At 44.0% G+C, this 17,287-nt stretch carries 13 protein-coding genes, 7 pseudogenes and 1 riboswitch; of the genes and pseudogenes, 15 read left to right on the forward strand and 5 right to left on the reverse strand.

The window, feature by feature from the left end:
• Positions 1–30 precede the first annotated feature (30 nt).
• Positions 31–399, forward strand: coding sequence for a kinase-associated lipoprotein B (gene kapB, locus MMY81_RS04930; RefSeq protein WP_252311852.1), 369 nt, complete (start codon positions 31–33; stop codon positions 397–399).
• Here kapB and MMY81_RS04935 read toward each other — a convergent pair.
• Together MMY81_RS04935 and MMY81_RS04940 are read right to left on the reverse strand one after the other, a co-directional pair.
• Positions 396–1,193 carry a PucR family transcriptional regulator gene (locus MMY81_RS04935; RefSeq protein WP_308215231.1) on the reverse strand — a complete coding sequence of 266 codons (798 nt, stop codon included), beginning with the start codon at positions 1,191–1,193 and terminating at the stop codon, positions 396–398. The two genes, kapB and MMY81_RS04935, sit on opposite strands and share 4 nt — an antisense overlap.
• The gene (locus MMY81_RS04940; protein ID WP_252311853.1) at positions 1,124–2,104 is read right to left on the reverse strand and encodes a PucR family transcriptional regulator ligand-binding domain-containing protein; all 981 of its coding nucleotides are present in this window, start codon (positions 2,102–2,104) and stop codon (positions 1,124–1,126) included. Before MMY81_RS04940 ends, MMY81_RS04935 begins: the two co-directional genes overlap by 70 nt.
• 198 nt (positions 2,105–2,302) lie before the next feature.
• On the opposite strand from MMY81_RS04940, the gene MMY81_RS04945 reads away from it, so the two are divergent.
• The 9 genes and pseudogenes from MMY81_RS04945 to MMY81_RS04980 all read left to right on the forward strand — a co-directional run bounded on the left by MMY81_RS04945 (position 2,303) and on the right by MMY81_RS04980 (position 10,835).
• Complete coding sequence (locus MMY81_RS04945) at positions 2,303–3,520, forward strand: cystathionine gamma-synthase family protein (protein WP_252311854.1); 1,218 nt, start codon at positions 2,303–2,305, stop codon at positions 3,518–3,520.
• 20 nt (positions 3,521–3,540) lie between these two features.
• On the forward strand, positions 3,541–4,749 hold the full coding sequence (locus tag MMY81_RS04950) for a M20 metallopeptidase family protein (RefSeq protein ID WP_252311855.1): 1,209 nt from the start codon (positions 3,541–3,543) through the stop codon (positions 4,747–4,749).
• Between the two features lie 19 nt (positions 4,750–4,768).
• Entirely contained in the window at positions 4,769–5,800 is a 1,032-nt protein-coding gene (locus MMY81_RS04955) for a homoserine dehydrogenase (RefSeq protein WP_252311856.1), read from the forward strand.
• A gap of 35 nt (positions 5,801–5,835) precedes the next feature.
• A pseudogene (locus MMY81_RS04960) lies at positions 5,836–7,277 on the forward strand (aldehyde dehydrogenase family protein).
• An 81-nt stretch (positions 7,278–7,358) separates the two neighbouring features.
• Positions 7,359–8,267 (forward strand): annotated as a pseudogene (locus MMY81_RS04965) (M24 family metallopeptidase).
• On the forward strand, positions 8,264–8,500 hold the full coding sequence (locus tag MMY81_RS33815) for a M24 family metallopeptidase (RefSeq protein WP_308215221.1): 237 nt from the start codon (positions 8,264–8,266) through the stop codon (positions 8,498–8,500). Before MMY81_RS04965 ends, MMY81_RS33815 begins: the two are co-directional and overlap by 4 nt.
• 152 nt (positions 8,501–8,652) lie before the next feature.
• Complete coding sequence (locus MMY81_RS04970) at positions 8,653–9,060, forward strand: hypothetical protein (protein WP_252311857.1); 408 nt, start codon at positions 8,653–8,655, stop codon at positions 9,058–9,060.
• Positions 9,061–9,068: 8 nt separating this feature from the next.
• Entirely contained in the window at positions 9,069–9,671 is a 603-nt protein-coding gene (locus tag MMY81_RS04975) for a hypothetical protein (RefSeq protein WP_252311858.1), read from the forward strand.
• A 375-nt stretch (positions 9,672–10,046) separates the two neighbouring features.
• A complete protein-coding gene (locus MMY81_RS04980) occupies positions 10,047–10,835 on the forward strand; it encodes a DMT family transporter (RefSeq protein ID WP_252311859.1) in 789 nt (262 codons plus the stop codon).
• A 123-nt stretch (positions 10,836–10,958) separates the two neighbouring features.
• On the opposite strand, the pseudogene yidD reads toward MMY81_RS04980, so the two are convergent.
• Together yidD and dapA are read right to left on the reverse strand one after the other, a co-directional pair.
• Positions 10,959–11,163: pseudogene (yidD, locus tag MMY81_RS04985) on the reverse strand (membrane protein insertion efficiency factor YidD).
• A 131-nt stretch (positions 11,164–11,294) separates the two neighbouring features.
• Positions 11,295–12,138 (reverse strand): annotated as a pseudogene (gene dapA, locus MMY81_RS04990) (4-hydroxy-tetrahydrodipicolinate synthase); the annotation flags it as partial.
• A 155-nt stretch (positions 12,139–12,293) separates the two neighbouring features.
• Positions 12,294–12,474, reverse strand: a riboswitch (Lysine riboswitch).
• 607 nt (positions 12,475–13,081) lie between these two features.
• Here dapA and MMY81_RS04995 point away from each other — a divergent pair.
• From MMY81_RS04995 to MMY81_RS05015, 5 genes and pseudogenes are all read left to right on the forward strand, one after another.
• Positions 13,082–13,426 (forward strand): annotated as a pseudogene (locus MMY81_RS04995) (type II toxin-antitoxin system PemK/MazF family toxin).
• Between the two features lie 153 nt (positions 13,427–13,579).
• Positions 13,580–14,328, forward strand: a pseudogene (nfsA, locus tag MMY81_RS05000) (oxygen-insensitive NADPH nitroreductase).
• Between the two features lie 225 nt (positions 14,329–14,553).
• Entirely contained in the window at positions 14,554–14,940 is a 387-nt protein-coding gene (locus MMY81_RS05005) for a hypothetical protein (protein WP_252311860.1), read from the forward strand.
• Entirely contained in the window at positions 14,937–15,116 is a 180-nt protein-coding gene (locus MMY81_RS05010; protein WP_252311861.1) for a hypothetical protein, read from the forward strand. Before MMY81_RS05005 ends, MMY81_RS05010 begins: the two co-directional genes overlap by 4 nt.
• A gap of 287 nt (positions 15,117–15,403) precedes the next feature.
• Complete coding sequence (locus tag MMY81_RS05015) at positions 15,404–15,715, forward strand: hypothetical protein (protein ID WP_374561378.1); 312 nt, start codon at positions 15,404–15,406, stop codon at positions 15,713–15,715.
• Positions 15,716–15,759: 44 nt separating this feature from the next.
• On the opposite strand, the pseudogene MMY81_RS05020 reads toward MMY81_RS05015, so the two are convergent.
• Positions 15,760–17,108: pseudogene (locus MMY81_RS05020) on the reverse strand (YjiH family protein).
• Positions 17,109–17,287: the final 179 nt, after the last annotated feature.

The raw sequence follows: 17,287 nt of genomic DNA on the forward strand, positions 1-17,287 counted from the left end.
AACATATAATATATTGGAGGAGTAACTATTATGGAAACAGCAATTGTCCGTGTGCCTTATAAAACAGGTGCATACATCGGAGAGAAAATAGAAGAAAAGAACGATAAATCATTAATCAAAGTGCGCGAAGTCCTTAAGCACCCGAAACAGGGGGATCTGCATAATCCAAATCAAGTGGACGTAGCGATGTTTCATGAGCGTAAGGCACTGGCAGAATTTGAAAAAGTCTGGATTCCTACCGCTATGGTTAAAGAGGCGGAACTGAGCGGCCGGAGCTATAATGAAACGTTAAAGCAGGCATATAATACCTACTTTCAGGAATTGGAAAATAAAGAGACTTCTTTTGATAAGAAGTCTCTGGAAACACTGCAGAAAGCAGCCGAAGATTATAAGTTTTAGTGAAATGAGGAATAGCCGTATGGTGTACCGGATCGAAGCATGTGGAGTCTTACGGATAGATCAATTAGAAATAGTTCATCAGAGTCATCCAGACTGCAGCCTGTAAGGTTTTCAATTTTTTTTAACCGGTACAAAAGAGACTGGCGGTGAAGGTTCAATGCCCGTGCTGTCTGGCTGACATTTCCTTTATGCTGGTTGTAGACGACAAAGGTGTGAACGAGGTCGATTCCTCTTTCTTTGGAATATTTACGTAAAGGGGCAATTGTAATTTCGGTAATTTCTTCAAGCTCCTCATTTTCGGTCATGGCAAACAAGGCCCGGTCAAAACGAGTATCAGCGAATGTGCTGATAAACCCTTTCTCTTTATGAGCATGTCCAATATCAAGCGCAGCCTTTGCTTCCTGGAAGCTGACATTAAAACAGTAGCGCCCATATGTTTTTGCTACCCCCCAGGACACTATGGCCTGGGGATTTTTTTGTTCAAGCCGGTACTGCAGCAGGTCAATAAAAGGGTAAGCCGTTTCAATGCTTTTCTCGGTAAATAATTCCACAAAAATGATTAATTCTTCTTTTTGAAACGTGCTCATCGTTTTTATATTCATCGTTCGTCCAGCGTGATACGTTTCTTCCTCCAGTATATCCCCGATGGTGCGCAGCCAGGTGGAATAGGAGTGGGAGGCATGATTACTGTGCTGATGAAGCTGGCTGTTTTCCGGCTTGGCGATCAGGCATAAATAATCTGTATCCAGATCGTAATGAAGAGACTTTGCCCGGATAATGTATCGTCCAGGGATTCAAAAGTACCTTTTGCCAGACTCCAGACAAAGTCATCCTTTAAGCGCAGCTCGGTTTCCAATGCTGTCTGGTCATGAAGAAAACAAAGTGCAGATGTTGTTGCTGCATGTTCTAAAAGAATAAGGTGGTCAAGGAGCTCTTTTTCTGCCTTTATTCCTTTACTCGGCCATTGAATTAAAATAAATCCCTGAATTTCCCGTGCTGTCTGCACCGTCAGCTGCAGGATACTGGAGTGGGGTGTGCTGATCCAGTGCATGTTGCTTGGAAGCGACCTTGTTTCCACCCCGTCTTCATACGAATAAGAAAGGGGGTCTCCCTGGTTAAGAAGGTAATCATTCCAAAGAGATTTAAGTCTTTCTGCATTTCGTGTCTGGTGTTTAAAACGTCCCCGGCGGTCGGTAACAATTACCGGCATGTCCAGCTGCTTCTGGAGATAAGACGTGATTTCTCCGAGTCCTTCCCCGCGCAGCACAATTTCAAGCAGTTCTTTACGGATACTGTCAGACCGTTTAACGGCATCGCGTTCTTCCTGGTTAAGAGCAGAAGAGATCTGCTGCGTTACTTCACTAAAACGAACATCCCAGGGCAGCTGGACGAGAGGGAATTTCTGTTCGCTGCAGTAGGATATGACAGATTCCGGCAGCTGTGGTATGTAATGTCCAATAGAGACAATCAGCGCAGCGGCACCGGCTTCTTTTACTTCCTTTACAAATGTAAGCAGTTGACTGATTTGGTCTTTGTAGCCAATGCCGGTGGTCAGCACAACTTCATTTTTCCGGACAAAATCCTCTACAGGGGCTTCAATAATAGATACCCATTCCACCTGATTTTGTTTACTTGCTTCATAAGCTGTCAGCAGGAGAGATTGATCCATTACAGGAAGAGCCATTACATCTTTTACAGTAAACATAGGCGTCACCCCCGGTCTTTTTCTACAGTACATTCTATTGTTATTATTGTAGCATATGTTTATGTGAGATAATCTATTATCCAACTTGTCCAGTGCTTATTCAAAACTTTCATACAATTTGATGAATGGAATTAATGGAATGTTTCTATACAATAGAGGTAGACAAGAAATTGTATACGAAATAAGGAGTGGTTTAAAATGACAGAATTTAAAGATAACAACGTAAAAGCCTCCACAAAATCAGTATGGGCAGGAGAAAAAGAATACCGTGCTTTTGGAGCTTCCCAGGTTCCGGTTGTACACAGCGTGGCGTACACGTATGACGACCTGGATCACTGGTATGACGTGGCAATCGGTAAAACGAAAGGCCACATTTACGGGCGTAATACTAACCCGACAGTAGAATCCTTTGAAAAAAAGGTTCAGGAGCTTGAAGGAGCAGAAGCGGCTACCAGCTTTTCTACAGGGATGGCTGCTATCAGCAACTCGCTTGCTACATTTCTGCGCCCGGGAGACCGCGTTGTTTCTGTTAAAGACACGTACGGCGGCACGAATAAAATTTTCAGCGAATTTCTGCCGCAGATGAATATAGACGTTATGCTCTGCGAAACGGGCAACGAGGCCCAGATCGAAGAAGAAGTAAACAAAGGCTGTGAAATTCTCTATTTAGAAACACCTACTAATCCAACAGTGAAAATTACAGACATCGAAAAAATGGTAAAAATCGGTCATGAGGCCGGAGCACTTGTGTTTGTAGATAATACGTTTGCTACACCTATTAACCAAAATCCTTTAGAGTACGGAGTAGATCTCGTTCTGCACAGCGCTACGAAATTTCTCGGAGGACACGCCGATGCGCTTGGAGGCGTAATCTGTGGAAGCAAAGAGCTTGTAGAGCAGGTTTATCATTACCGTGAAATCAATGGAGCGACAATGGATCCGATGGCCGCCTATTTGATGATCCGCGGCATGAAAACTCTTCACCTCCGGGTAAGGCAGCAGTGCGAGTCTGCTATGAAAATTGCAACGTTCCTTAAAAATCATGAGCAGATTGATCAGGTATTTTATCCAGGACTCGAAGATCATCCGGGCCATGATATTGCTAAAAGGCAGATGAAAGATTTTGGAGGCATGTTCAGCTTTTCGATGAAAGGCGGACTGGAAGCGGTTAAGCTGTTTCTTCCTAAATTGGAATTTGCAAATAGAGCAGCAAACCTGGGTTCAGTAGAAACAACGGTAGGACCTGCAAGAACGACAAGCCACGTGGAAAACACGCCGGAAGAAAGAGCGGCGCTTGGTATTCCGGAAAGTCTCGTACGTTACTCAGCAGGTATTGAGGACACAGATGACCTGATCAGAGATTTAACACAGGCTCTTGCTTATCTTCCGGAGCCGGTTGCAGCAAAAAGCTACTAATAGAAAGGTTGACTAGATGCATGGACTCCAGCCACCATATTTATAATCAGGCAGAAGCTTTAACAGAAAAGCTTATTTCCTGGAGAAGAGAGCTTCATCAGCATCCGGAGCTCAGTTTTCAGGAAACACACACATCCGCTTTTATTGCTGAAAAGCTGGAGGAAATAAAAGGAATGACGGTACTAAAAGGAAAAGAAAATACCGGAGTGGAAACCGGTGTAGTCGGCATCCTGAAGCGTGGGAGCGGTTCAGTAACCGCTCTGCGTGCAGATATTGATGCCCTGCCAATTACAGAGGAGAATGATCATCAATACGTTTCCCATAATGAGGGAGTTATGCACGCCTGCGGCCATGATGCCCATGCAGCGATGCTTCTGGGTGCGGCACATCTTGCTGCAGAAAATATAGAAAACGTTAATGGAACCATTAAATTCATTTTTCAGCCTGCCGAAGAAGATACGGACCGTACAGGAACGACCGGTGCTTCCTATATGCTCGAGAATGGCATCTATGAAGACGTCGAACATGCCTATGCGCTCCATATTGACCCCGAGCATCCTCTGGGCAGCGTCCGGCTTCATGAAGGTGCCAGCATGGCAAGTGTCGATACCTTTGAAGCGGTGATTGAAGGAACAGGTGGACACGGTGCTTATCCGCATCTGGGAACGGATCCGACATGGATGCTTTCTTTTCTTCTGCAGGCCGTGCAGGGGGTAAGTTCCCGGCGGATTTCCCCGCTGGAACCTGCTGTTATAAGTATTGGTGAAATTAAATCCGGATCAAGCTACAACGTGATTCCGGATAAGGTTTATATAAGAGGTACGATGCGAAGCTATTACGAAGATACACGCAGCCGGATAGAAGAGGAATTAAAACAGGCATTTGCCATTATTTATTCGCTTGGAGGAACGTACACTCTTTCCATTCACCGCGGGGAACCGGCTCTTATGAACGATCGGAAAGTGGTGGACCTTTTAACCCAAACCGTAACGGAGATGTTCCCCCGGATGACTATTCTCAAGGAACCTTACGGGCTGGGTGGAGAAGATTTTGCGCATGTGGCAAAAGAAGTACCAGCGGCCATGATGTTTATTGGAGCCGGGCTGCCGGGACGCAGCAACAGCGGGCTGCACATGCCGCTGTTTGATTTCGAAGAGGCAGTGCTTCCAGTCGGTGCAGCTATTCTAGCAGATGCAGCCCTTCGTCACAGCAGAGAAACAAATACGTAAACCGAAAAGGAGAGAGCGTATGGCACATAAGCTCGCATTTATTGGATTTGGAGGAGTGGGGCAGGGACTTGCCTCTATTCTTATCGATAAAAAAGAAAAACTTAAAGAGCAGTACGGTACCGATTTTCAGGTGGTTTCTATTTCTGATTTGTATAAAGGTTCGATCCACGATCCGGAAGGTCTCAACCTGGAACAGGTACTCGATTCTCTAAAACAGCATAAAACGCTGGAAGGCTATCCGGAAAGCAGTCGGTTAATACGGGGCTGGGACAGTATGGAAACAATAGAAAAATCAAATGCCGACACGATGATTGAGATCACCTTCACGGACGTAAATACCGGGCAGCCGGCTATTGATCATTGCAAAAAGGCATTTGAATCCGGTAAAAATGCTGTCCTCACAAATAAAGGCCCGGTGGCTCTTGCTGTGAAAGAACTGCAGAAGCTTGCCTCTGAGAAGGGCGTGGAATTTTTATTTGAAGGCACGGTCATGAGCGGTACACCGGCTATACGCATGCCGCTGACCTCCCTGGCAGGTAATGATATAAAGGAAATCAAAGGTATCTTCAACGGCACGACGAACTACATGCTGATGAGAATGGACCAGGGACTTGAATTCGAAGATGCATTAAAAGAAGCCCAGGATAAAGGCTTTGCAGAGGCAGATCCGACGAATGACATCGAAGGATATGACGTTATGTATAAAATGGTTATTATGGCTAACGTCGTAATGGGAGCTTCCATTACTAAAGAAGAAGTGGCCAGAACCGGTATAACAAGCCTCACGCCCGCTGACATGAAAGAAGCAAAAGATAATGGGGAAACTTGGAAACTAATAGGAAAAGTAGTCCAGGAAAACGGCAGTGTCAAAGCATCTGTCGGACCGGAGCGTTTAAAACTTGATGATCCGCTTGCCGGAATTAATGGTGCTCTGAACGCAGTAACGTATGAATGTGACCTATCCGGACCTGTAACGCTTATAGGTGCCGGAGCAGGTATTCCGGAAACCGGTTTTGCCCTGCTGATAGACCTGCTGAACATGAAAAAATAATCTATTCAACAGTACGAGAAAGGTGGAGAAGCAATATGGCGACAAAAACAGCTGGAAGAAAAATGCTTTTAGGCGGAGAATGGGTGGATCGTGAAGATCGTATTCCCGTATATGATCCCGAAAATGGAGAGCAGATTGATTCCGTACCGGCTGCTGCAAAGGAAGACATGGAATATGCCATCCAGGTGGCCGAAGAAGGAGCCGCTATTGCAGAATCCCTTACTGTACGGGAAAGAATGGATATTTTAAATAAAGCAGCAGCTTATATTGACGAGCGCAGGGAAGAATTCGCGGAGACGATTGCCAAAGAGGGAAGCAAAACAATCAATGAAGCACGCGGGGAAGCAAAACGGGCCGCTGAAACGTTGAGACTCGGCGCGGAAGAAGCAAGGCGGCTGACAGGAGAATCCATTAATTTTGATCAAATGCCGGGTAACGAAAACCGGATGGGTTATTATTATCATTTTCCGGTTGGAGTTATTGCCGCAATTACGCCATTTAACGATCCGCTCAACCTTGTAGCCCACAAAGTAAGTCCGGGTATTGCAGCAGGAAACGCTATGATCGTTAAGCCAGCAACAGAGACCCCGCTGAGCGCTTTAAAACTCGCAGAAGCTCTTGTGCATGCAGGACTGCCTAAAAAAGTGCTTACAGTGATTACAGGTAGAGGCAGAGACATTGGCGATACGCTTGTAGAGAGCAGTAAAGTAAACATGATCAGCTTTACCGGTGGATTGGAAACAGGAGAAGCTATTGCTAAAAAGGCGGGTCTTAAAAAGCTGTCCATGGAACTTGGCTCGAACTCTCCGGCAATCGTTATGGCCGATACAGATTTGAAAAAAGCAGCTGACTCGCTTACATCCGGAGCATTTGCCGCTTCCGGACAGAACTGCCTCGGCGTGCAGCGGATCTTTGTAGAATCGAGCGTATACGATGAATTTAAAAAGCATATGACAAAAGCAGTAAGCTCGGTTAAATTAGGCAGAAAGCTCTCGGAAGATACGGACATGGGCCCGCTGATTAATGAAAAAGAAGCCAGGCGTGTGCAGGAATGGGTAGAGGAAGCTTTGGATGCCGGAGGAAATATACTTGCCGGCGGAAAGCGCGAAGGAGCGCTTTATCATCCTACTCTACTGGAAAACGTGCCGGAAGATGCCACCATTGTAAAGAAGAAGTATTCGGTCCGGTGGTTATGATTTTTCCGGTTGATTCGCTTGATGAAGCAATTACACGATCCAATCAGGTCAACTACGGCCTGCAGGCAGGTATTTTCACGAAAAATATTGATGCGGCCATGAAGGCAGCACGCAGGCTCCATGTCGGCGGTGTTATGATAAATGACAGCAGTGATTTCCGTATTGATGCCATGCCTTTCGGCGGCGTAAAAGGCTCAGGCCTCGGCCGTGAGGGAGTAGCTTTTGCGATTGAAGAAATGTCGGAAAAGCGGATTATTTGTTTTAAGTTGGAGGATTTCTAAAAAAATCGGCTGTGAAGGAGTGGAGAAATGTTTCCTCTTGATGAATATAAAGTTCGGATGAACCATACAAAGCAAAAAATGATGGAATATGGGATAGAAGTACTGCTGGTGTCCAACCCGTCTAACATGTACTATTTAACTGGTTATAATGCCTGGTCGTTTTATGTGCACCAAATACTGGTCGTTATGATAGACGAAGAGCAGCCTATCTGGATAGGAAGGGAAATGGATGCGCACAGCGCGAAGGTGACCACCTGGCTTGATGAAAATCATATCATTCCTTATCCGGATGAGTTTGTGCAGTCTTCTATTAAGCATCCGATGGATTTTGTGGCGAATATTCTGATAGAAATTGGCCAGGGATCCAGAAAAATCGGTTTGGAAATGGATTCGTTCTACTTCACTGCCATGTGCTACGAACGTATTACGACCCAGCTCCCCGACGCTGAATTCAGAAACTACAACACACTTGTAAACTGGGTGCGTTTAATTAAATCAGATCTGGAAGTAGAATATATGAGGCGGGCCGCCAGAATTCTGGAAAATGCGATGACGGCTGCCTATGAAACGGCAGATGTCGGAGTCAGGGAAAACGATGTAGCCGCAGCCATTACCTCGGCACAGATACGCGGCACGGCCGAATACGGCGGCGACTATACGTCGATTGTTCCTATGATTCCAACGAGCGAAAACACAGCGAGCCCTCATTTAACGTGGACCGACCGACGTACGTAGAGGGAGACTATTTAACGATAGAAATAGCAGGGGGCATACAAGCGTTACCACACGCCGATGTCAAGAACGATGGCAATCGGCCATGCACCGGATAAAGTAACAGAGCTCTCCAAAGTCGTTCAGGAAGGCATAGAAACAACGCTTGATGCCATCCAGCCCGGAATGACTGCAGAAGAAGTAGAAGCGATCTGGAGCCGCACCATTGCTAAGAGAGGCTATTACAAAGAATCCAGGCTCGGTTTTCTATTGGCTTGAGCTATCCACCGGACTGGGGCGAGCATACCGTCAGTTTTCGAAAGGGCGACAAAACAATTCTTCAGCCGAACATGACATTTCATTTAATGCCGGGCATCTGGCTTGATAATTATGGTGTTGAAATCACCGAATCGATTCTTATTACAGAAAACGGATGCGAAACGTTTGCGGACTTTCCCAAGCCGCTTTACGTAAAAGAAGCGAATTCCAGTAAAACCAAACAGCCTTTCTAACAGCAGATCTAAGCAGAGCAGGCCTTCGGATTAATATATCCGGAGGCCTGAGCTTTGTGCTAGAGCGCTTTTCAAACACTGATGCAGGTGATACGATGAAAATACTGTTAAAAGAAACATAACAACGGGCGTCAGGCGGGATGGGGAAAGTCATGCAGAAAATTTCGATTATAGAGCGGTTGCTGGGATATATTACATTTCTCGCGGTTTTATTCTATTTAGCTGATGTGATTTTTGCCATGCCGGCCTCTGTTTATATATACAGCACGGCAGCGGCCATTCTGCTGGTGTTTTCGCTCTTAAATATGAATCGTTTTACTAAAAGTATTATACTGGTGCTGCTTGGGGCAGGACTCTGGATGTTTATGTACTATCAGGAAGCTTTTTCCCTCATACTGTTTAGTTTAGGCGAAAATATGAATCTGCTAGCTTTATTTATTCTCGTTCCTCTTTTCGGAGTGTTCATGAGCGAAGCCGGTTTTTTAAAAGCACTGCAGCACGCCCTCCAGAAAGAGAACAGAAACACCAATCGAGGCCGTATTTATTTGGGTATGTATTAACGGCCGGCATGGGATCTCTATTAAACCTGGGCTCCATGCCGCTCGTACATAAAATTGGTTCGGAGAGTTTCACTTCCTTTGAAAATAAACGCTTTGGTCTGCTGATTATTAGAGGATTTGGGTTTTGTATGCTCTGGTCCCCTTATTTTGTTAATGTAGCGCTGATTCTGGTATTATACGATTTATCCTGGACGGATATTGGAGGCTTTGGTTTAATTATGGGCGCCTGCTACAGCGTAATTGTAGCCCTGTTTTTCCGATCTTCTGTATTTTCCGATCCGGATGAAAGGGTGAACCGCTCAGAAAACAAAGCTCCGGCTGCCCAGCAGAAGCAGCTCAGGCTGTTTTTGTTATTTGTGGTGATTCTGCTTTTGCTGTCATTTCTGCTGGAGATGACACTGCCGTTCGGGATGTTGACAGTGGTGGTTTTATTAGGGCTGCTTTATCCACTAATATGGGCAGCTGTATTAAATATGTTCCGCAGCTACGTGGAAGAGGCCCATGAAGAGATAAGCTGGAGCTTTAAAAGATTATATAACGAACTGGGTATTTTTATTACAGCTGGTTTTTTTGGGGAAGCATTGTCCCTGAGCCCTGCTGGGAAATGCTGACCCGGCTTCTAATGAACTGGTCGGGAGGACTCGTGCCAGCTCTTTCTGCACTTTTAATGGCAGTGGCGATGGTACTGGCCTTTTAGGAATTCATCCCGTTATTATAGTGATTGGAATAGGCGGCTCACTTGACCCGGCTTTGTTTGGGGTAACGCCCTCTTTTATGGGAATGCTTATGCTGGCAGCTTGGATGCTGGCTACCCAGTTTTCTCCTTTTTCCGGCTCGGTTCTTATGGCTTCTCATCTGATGAATGTGCCTGCCTGGAAACTGGTTAAAAAAATACTCCCTTTTTATTAACGGTGTATGTTGTTTTTATCTTTCTGTTAAGCGCGCTTCACTGGTTTCAAAGCACAGGATTATAAAGGGGTCTTTTTATGAACGGTTCATCGCAGTGGATAAATTATATACTTTTATTTGGCGTAATGATTATGTGGGGGATGAACGTTACGGCAATTAAAGTGCTGGTAGAATACGTTCCCCCTGCTGCTATGCAGTCATGGAGAATTTTATTAGCGGGACTTGTACTTGCTGCTATCATTTCCGTAAAGGGAGAATGGCGGCGCATTACAAAAAAACAGACTGTTTACATTGCTTTTGCCTCTTTAACCGGGGTAACGGCTCATCATCTATTTTTAGCTTTTGGACTTGCTAATACAACAGCAGTAAACGGTTCGTTGATAGTAGCACTTGTACCTGTGTTTACTTCTATTCTAGCGCTGCTTATTTTAGGGGATCCCTTTACAAGAATTAAATTTATAGGAATTGTATCCGCGTTTACTGGAGTTTGCTTTGTTATTATCGCAGGCTCTGACAGTGGGGCAGAAAGCATAGCCTCTGGTGATATACTTATGCTGGCAGCTGTTTTTGCACAGGCCTTAAGTTTTATTTTTATACGGAAAGCAACCAGCGACCTATCTCCTCGTCTAGTAACGGGAATAATGTTTATAGTTGGCTCTATGGGCTTATTTTTGTTTAGTGCACTTCTTGAGCCGGAAGGACTGCCGCCGCTTGCGGAGATACCGGCAGGGGTGTGGATGATATTTTTGGGATCGTCTGTACTGGCTACAGCTTTAGGGCATCAGGTGTTTAATTTATCTATTCAGAAGATAGGAGCCGGGCAAACAGCCGTTTTAATAATTTTGTGCCTTTTTTTGGAATGGTAGGCTCTGTTTTATTTTTGGGAGAATCTATCTATATGCTGCAGGGGATCGGTTTTTACTAATTGTAGCCGGTGTGCTGATGAACAGGCTATCTGGAACAAAATGGATGCAGAAAAGAAAAGCTTATTAGGGCTTTTCTTTCTTTTCCGGTACATGATCGATGCCGCCCGGATGAAAAGGGTGGCATTTGCTTATTCGGACAATGGTCAGCCAGGCTCCTTTAAATGCCCCAAAACGTGAAAAAGATTCGTAGCCGTATTGGAGCAGGTCGGGTAAAAACGGCAGGTGGCGGGGTATAAGGCGAAATAAACCGCTGGTATCCCCGGATGATCCAAAGAAAAGGTGTTTCACAGCTGTATACCTCTTTTCGAAAAAAAGCAGCCTCCGCTGAAAGCGGGGCTGTTTTTTATAATGAGTATAACGTGTTATCCAACATAAAGCGATTTTTTGGTTCAACGCGGTAAAAACTAAAGCAGCTTCCTCTTCAGTCAGGCGCACCATCGGGAGTCTGACATCTCCGGAAATAACACCTGCATTTCAAGAGCGGCTTTTACCGGAACTGGATTTGGCGCAGAGAACATAGACTTCATTACCGCAGCAGTTCGCGGTGCAGCTTAGAAGCATAGGCGGGATTTCCATTTAAAAAGCTTTGTACCATGTCCTGCATTCTCGTTTCCAATAATATGAGAGGAGACAGAGACAACGCCGGTGCCTCCAACGGAAAGCATAGGAAGCGTTAAGCTGTCATCGCCGCTGAAACAAGAAAAGAATCCGGCGTGCTGGAAATAATCTGTGAAGCCCAGTCCAGGTTGCCTGTTGCTTCCTTAACACTCATAATATTTTCAACTTCTGCAAGACGGATAATCGTTTCCGGTATCATCCTGCGGCACTGCGTCCGGGATATTATAAGCATAACTGGAAGTGTAGTAGCTTCTGCTATAGCTTTGAATGCTGATACATCCCTTCCTGGGAAGGCTTGTTGTAGTAAGGAGTAACGAGCATTACCGCATCGACACCTGTTTTTTCGGCAAGCTTTGTTAATTCAATGGAGGCACGTGTGTTGTTGCAGCCTGTACCTGCGATCACCGGCACCCGGCCGTTGGCTACATAGACTACGTGTTCAAAAAGCATTAGCTTCTCTTCGCGGCTGAGCGTTGGAGATTCACCAGTAGTACCTGCTACGACAAGACTTTCGCTGCCGCTGCTGATTAGGTGGTTTACAAGTCTGGTAGAGAGCGAAATCAATCTCTCCATCTTTATCAAATGGCGTTGCCATTGCTGTACTTATTCTTCCAAAATTAATCATTACATTCACCCTTTTCTTGAGATTTATGTTTCAAAATCACAAAACGAATAGAGTGAGGGCAAGGTACTTTCCCGGAGCGTTTTTCCATACAAAAAACAGCAACAGGAGAGACCTCATTGCTGTTTAACGTTTCCGGGATTATAAGAACCGTTAAAGCGTGAGATAGCCCTCCATGCAGCCACATGGCTGCATGACAGTCCCGCATCTATTAAATACGAAACCAGCTTCTAATTCTTGAGCATAATAGAAGCTTCGGCAAATACTCCTTTCATCAGCTTTCCCGAAACTCAAGTTTCTCCGCGGATTAATGATAGCATTTGCACCTCTAACCTCACTTCTTCTAAAAGAAGTAGGATATTACATTTTGTTGTAAATTCACCATATCAAAGATTATAGTATAATGCAATAGTTTTTATTTACGCATTTTTATGAAAAAAGACACTAGCTTTATCCTATATTTATCGTAAAAGGCTTTATTATAGGAAAATATAAAAAAAAGAAAATATTATTTTCAATACAGGCATATTTGCTTTATACTGTGGGTAAGGAATAAAAATGCAGGGGGTCATTTTATTATGTCACCATTTCACCAGTAGCGTTTGAACTGAGAGAGGATCTATATTCTGAGATCAAACATTTAACGGATCAGGAAAAAGATTCATTTTTTCATGATGTACTGCTTGACCAGATTAAGAAAAGAAAATCTAGAGACATGCAGGAAAAAATGAAGCAAGGCTATTTGGAAATGGCCCAGCTTAATGCACAGGTTGCCGTGAGTTTGAAGAAGCGGAATCTGAAGCCCTAACTGTCGGAGAATTGGTTTTAGCTGCGAAATAGGCAGCTGAAACCGCCTTCTTTGGCGTTTCTTATTTCCTGAAATAAGACCAAGGAGGTGAACAGATGAGTTGAGTGAACGTAGTCATGATCACTATCCATCAAAAAAATAGTAAAACGAGGCGACGTTTTTTTTGCTGATTTGTCTCCAGTTGTAGGTTCAGAACAGGGAGGGGTAAGACCCGTTCTTATCATTCAAAATGACATTGGGAATAGATTCAGTCCACCGTTATTGTAGCCGCAATCACGGCCCAGATTAAGAAAGCCAAGCTGCCAACCCACGTAGAGATTGATGCCGAAAGCATCGTTTTGACAGGGACAGCGTATTTTACTGGAACAATTGCGTACAATTGATAAGCAGCGCCTTACAGATAAGATTACTCATCTGGATGACGAAACAATGGAGCGTGTCAAAGAAGGCCTGGAGATCAGCCTTGGCACTAAAGAAGTCTAGCTTAAACGAAACCTTACATAATTTTAGCGGAAAAAAGACGTGCAGTGCCTGCAGTCTGCATTTCTTTTTTTGCTGCCCCCAATCCAAACAAAGTAAAACACGCTGATGCAGCGTGTTTTTTTTTAGAATAACTTTCAAAAAGGAGATAAGATGATGAACCATACGATAGAAACGATTCTCGACCACCGCTCCGTCAGAAAGTTTAAAGATATCCCCCTTGAGGAAGAAACAGTAGAAATGCTCGTACGGGCCGCCCAGGCAGCTTCTACCTCAAGTTTTGTCCAGGCCTATACAATCATCGGCATAGAGGATCCGTTAAAAAAAAGAAAATTAGCTGACCTTGCCGGCGGCCAGCCTTATGTGGAAAAAAATGGTTACTTTTTTCTATTCTGCGCTGATTATCACAGGCATGAAGAATTGTTGCGAACTAGAGATACAGACATAAATGTTTCAACGGAGAGTACGGAAGGATTTATGGTGGCGGTTATTGATGCTGCTCTGGCAGCACAGAACATGGCCGTAGCGGCAGAATCTTCAGGGCTTGGAATATGTTATATAGGCGGAATACGCAATAAATTACAGGAAGTAGATACCTTAATAGAAACACCGGATTACGTTCTGCCTTTATTTGGAATGGCAGTGGGCTATCCTGAAAAAAGAGAAGGTATTAACCGAGACTTCCGCTGGAAGCAGTGTTTCATAAAAATCAATACAGTAAGGATAAGGCAGCGTTAAGCGAAGCGTATCAGGCATATGATGAGATCATTAAGGCTTATTATCAAAACAGGCCGTCGGCAAGTAAATCGATGACATGGACAGATCAAATGCAGGCCCTGCTGGAGCGTTCCAAAAGGCAGTATATGAAAACGTTTGTCCAATCTAAACAATTGGACCGTCATTGATGATCGTGTAATAAACATAATTATAAGCCATATATGTCAATAAAACGTAATATATAATGATTTAGCTTGTTCAGAAGCCCTCACCGCTGATTTGTGTTCATAAACTTGCATATACTCTATTTTATTTTTCATTGTTGTGTGATACACTACTCAATGGTCAATCAGACAATCACACAATGGGACACTAAATAGAGAATGAGTCCAAATATGAAGGGGGGCTTTCACATGTTGAAAGCATTGAGAGAGAAATACAGCCATAAAAAAACGGGCTGGTCCAACGAAACCGCGGAACGAATAGAAGCATACGCTGCATCAGAACAATCCGTTTATGAAAAACAAAAGCTGGTCGAAGAACAGCAGAACCATCTTCTTTATTCGGAAATGGAAAAATATTTATATACGATTCATCCATCCTTTTTATTGAATGCAGGAGTAGCGAGAGCGCTTCATAACCGGCTGCTTGCACGTTCGCAGGGCAAATTTTCCATTTCTTTGCATGTGACAAGTGAAATGCGCCTGGCACTGGACTTTTATAATACGGATCTTTCCATTTTATTCGGCTGCTTGAGAAAAAAGGCTACAGCATTAAAAATAGGGAAGAACAGTTTATGACAGTACTTTTAAACATGCTGAGTGAAAATAACTACCGGATGTTTCTGGACCGTTATGATGACTTTGCGGATGCAGAAGACTCATTGGAAGCTGCTATTTACGCTTATCTAGAACTCGTGGATAACCGTAATAAATTTGAAAGCGGCAGAATGGATTTCCTTAACAAGTACCTTTAAATAAAGGGCTGCTGAGCAGTTCCTATACAGAAAAAGCTGATTAAATTGATTAAAAGCTTCGAAAAAGAATTCAAGGAAGATTTTAAAATGAATAAGCTGGAAAAGCGTATGCGCGGTATCAGCTGATTAAAAAGTGCAGGTTTAAAACTCTCCGAATGGAGAGTTTTTTTAATTGTTTAGAGGCTGCAGATCCGGCCAAATGGAAGTTTCCTATCCTGTTCTGTTTACTTATCGAAACCATTTGTTATAAAATGGGGTAAAGGTTAGGGATAGGGAGTGAATAGATCGTGTCAAAAGATACAGGGAAATATTTTATTCATAAGCTCGAAGAATCCAAAGAACAATTTGAAAGAACGATCGATTGTAAGCACACCGCGTTTGACGATTTATATCCTTATATGAATGAGCAGCCGCAGTTTTTCTGGTATAAACGCTACGTAGCCTGGCAGGAACTTTTAACCACGGTAAAGCATGCAGAGGATCTGGATGTAAACTGGAAAGATGTATTTAACGATTCCCAGCAGGCATTTATCGACAAACAGGTATTAGATGCCAAAGTACTGGACGAATGGTACGGAAAAGAAAGAAAAGAAGCATAAAAAAGCATCCGGCCTTTTGCAGGCCGGATGCTTTTTTTGATGAATCAAAAGATAAAATGGGCACAAACAACAATAACGGGAAGCGTAATAATCGTACGCTCCAGAAAAATAATGACAAGATCCAAAAAGGATACCGGCAGTTTGGAGGCAAGAAGCAGTCCACCAACCTCGGACATGTATATTAACTGCGTGACTGATAAGCTGGCAATAATAAACCGGGTCATGTCACTTTCTATGCCGGCTCCTAATATAGCAGGGAGAAACATATCTGCAAATCCAATCAGCATGGATTCAGAAGCGGCGGCAGCCTCCGGAACCTGCATCAGGGTAAGCAGCGGAACGAAAGGTGCTCCCAGGATAGTAAAAAAACTGGTGAATTCGGCTACAATTACAGCCAGTGTGCCAAGTGCCATAACGATAGGCAGAACGCCGATCCACATGTCGAGGACGTTCTTAATTCCACCGCTGAAAATAGAACGGATGCCGTTTTCGCCGGATTTAGCGACCGCCTGTCGTATTCCCCATGAAAAAGGAGTAATGGAGGAAGGGCGCTCCTTTGCAGACTGATCCGGACGTGTTCTGAAATAATCGTCTTTTTTTCTGGAAAGTGGTGGAATTCGCGGCATAATAATGGCTGCTACAAATCCTGCTGCTATGATAGTGAAATAGTAAGGAAGAAAATAACCGAGCAGCTCCACATATTCTAATATAACAATACTGAATGTGATGGAGACCACGGAGAATGTAGTTCCGATAACGGCGGCCTCACGTTTGTGTAGTAGCCTTGTTCATACTGCTGATTCGTAAGCAGAACACCGATTGTGCCATCTCCCATCCAGGATGCGGCACAGTCAATCGAAGAGCGGCCGGGAAGCTTGAAAAGCGGCCGCATAATGGGCGTAAGTAAAGCGCCGGCAAATTCAAGCAGGCCGAAATTAAGCAGAAGCGGCAGGAATAAACCGGCAAATAAAAATACGGAAATAAGAACCGGAATCAAATCGTAAAGTAGCAGTCCACCGGTGACATCAGAGATAACCGGCTCGGGTCCGATACTAAATAACACCATAACGGCAAAGATAAATCCAAGAATTCTTACAATCATCCAAAATACAGAAACATTGAATAAAGTCTGCAGAAAGGGGGAAGGAATATGTACAAAGCGGGCAGCAATGGTGCCGATAACCGCAGCCAGCATAAAGGCAGCCGCAATGTATGGAAGCGCAGGCCCTATTGCTCCCTGAAACCAGCCGGCGAGAATAGCTACTACAATGGTCACTTCTCCTCCGATGGATACAGGCACCATAAATAAAAGAATACCTATAATGGATGGAATGAGAAAACGCAGCATAGAACCCCGGCTTTGCGAAGGCTTAGTTGTAGAAGAAGAATTCATGTCGACACCTCTTTATGTATATTTTTTGCATAAAACATAACAATCAGTAACTATAACCCTTAATAAGCGGAGAGAGCTTTGTATAAAATCTTATAATTCATTATAAAAATAACATTTTTTATCATAAAAAGAAAGAGCTGTCATGTTGATGGAATGTTCCGACAATTGCTATGAAGCCA

The organism is Sinobaca sp. H24 (assembly GCF_023845525.1).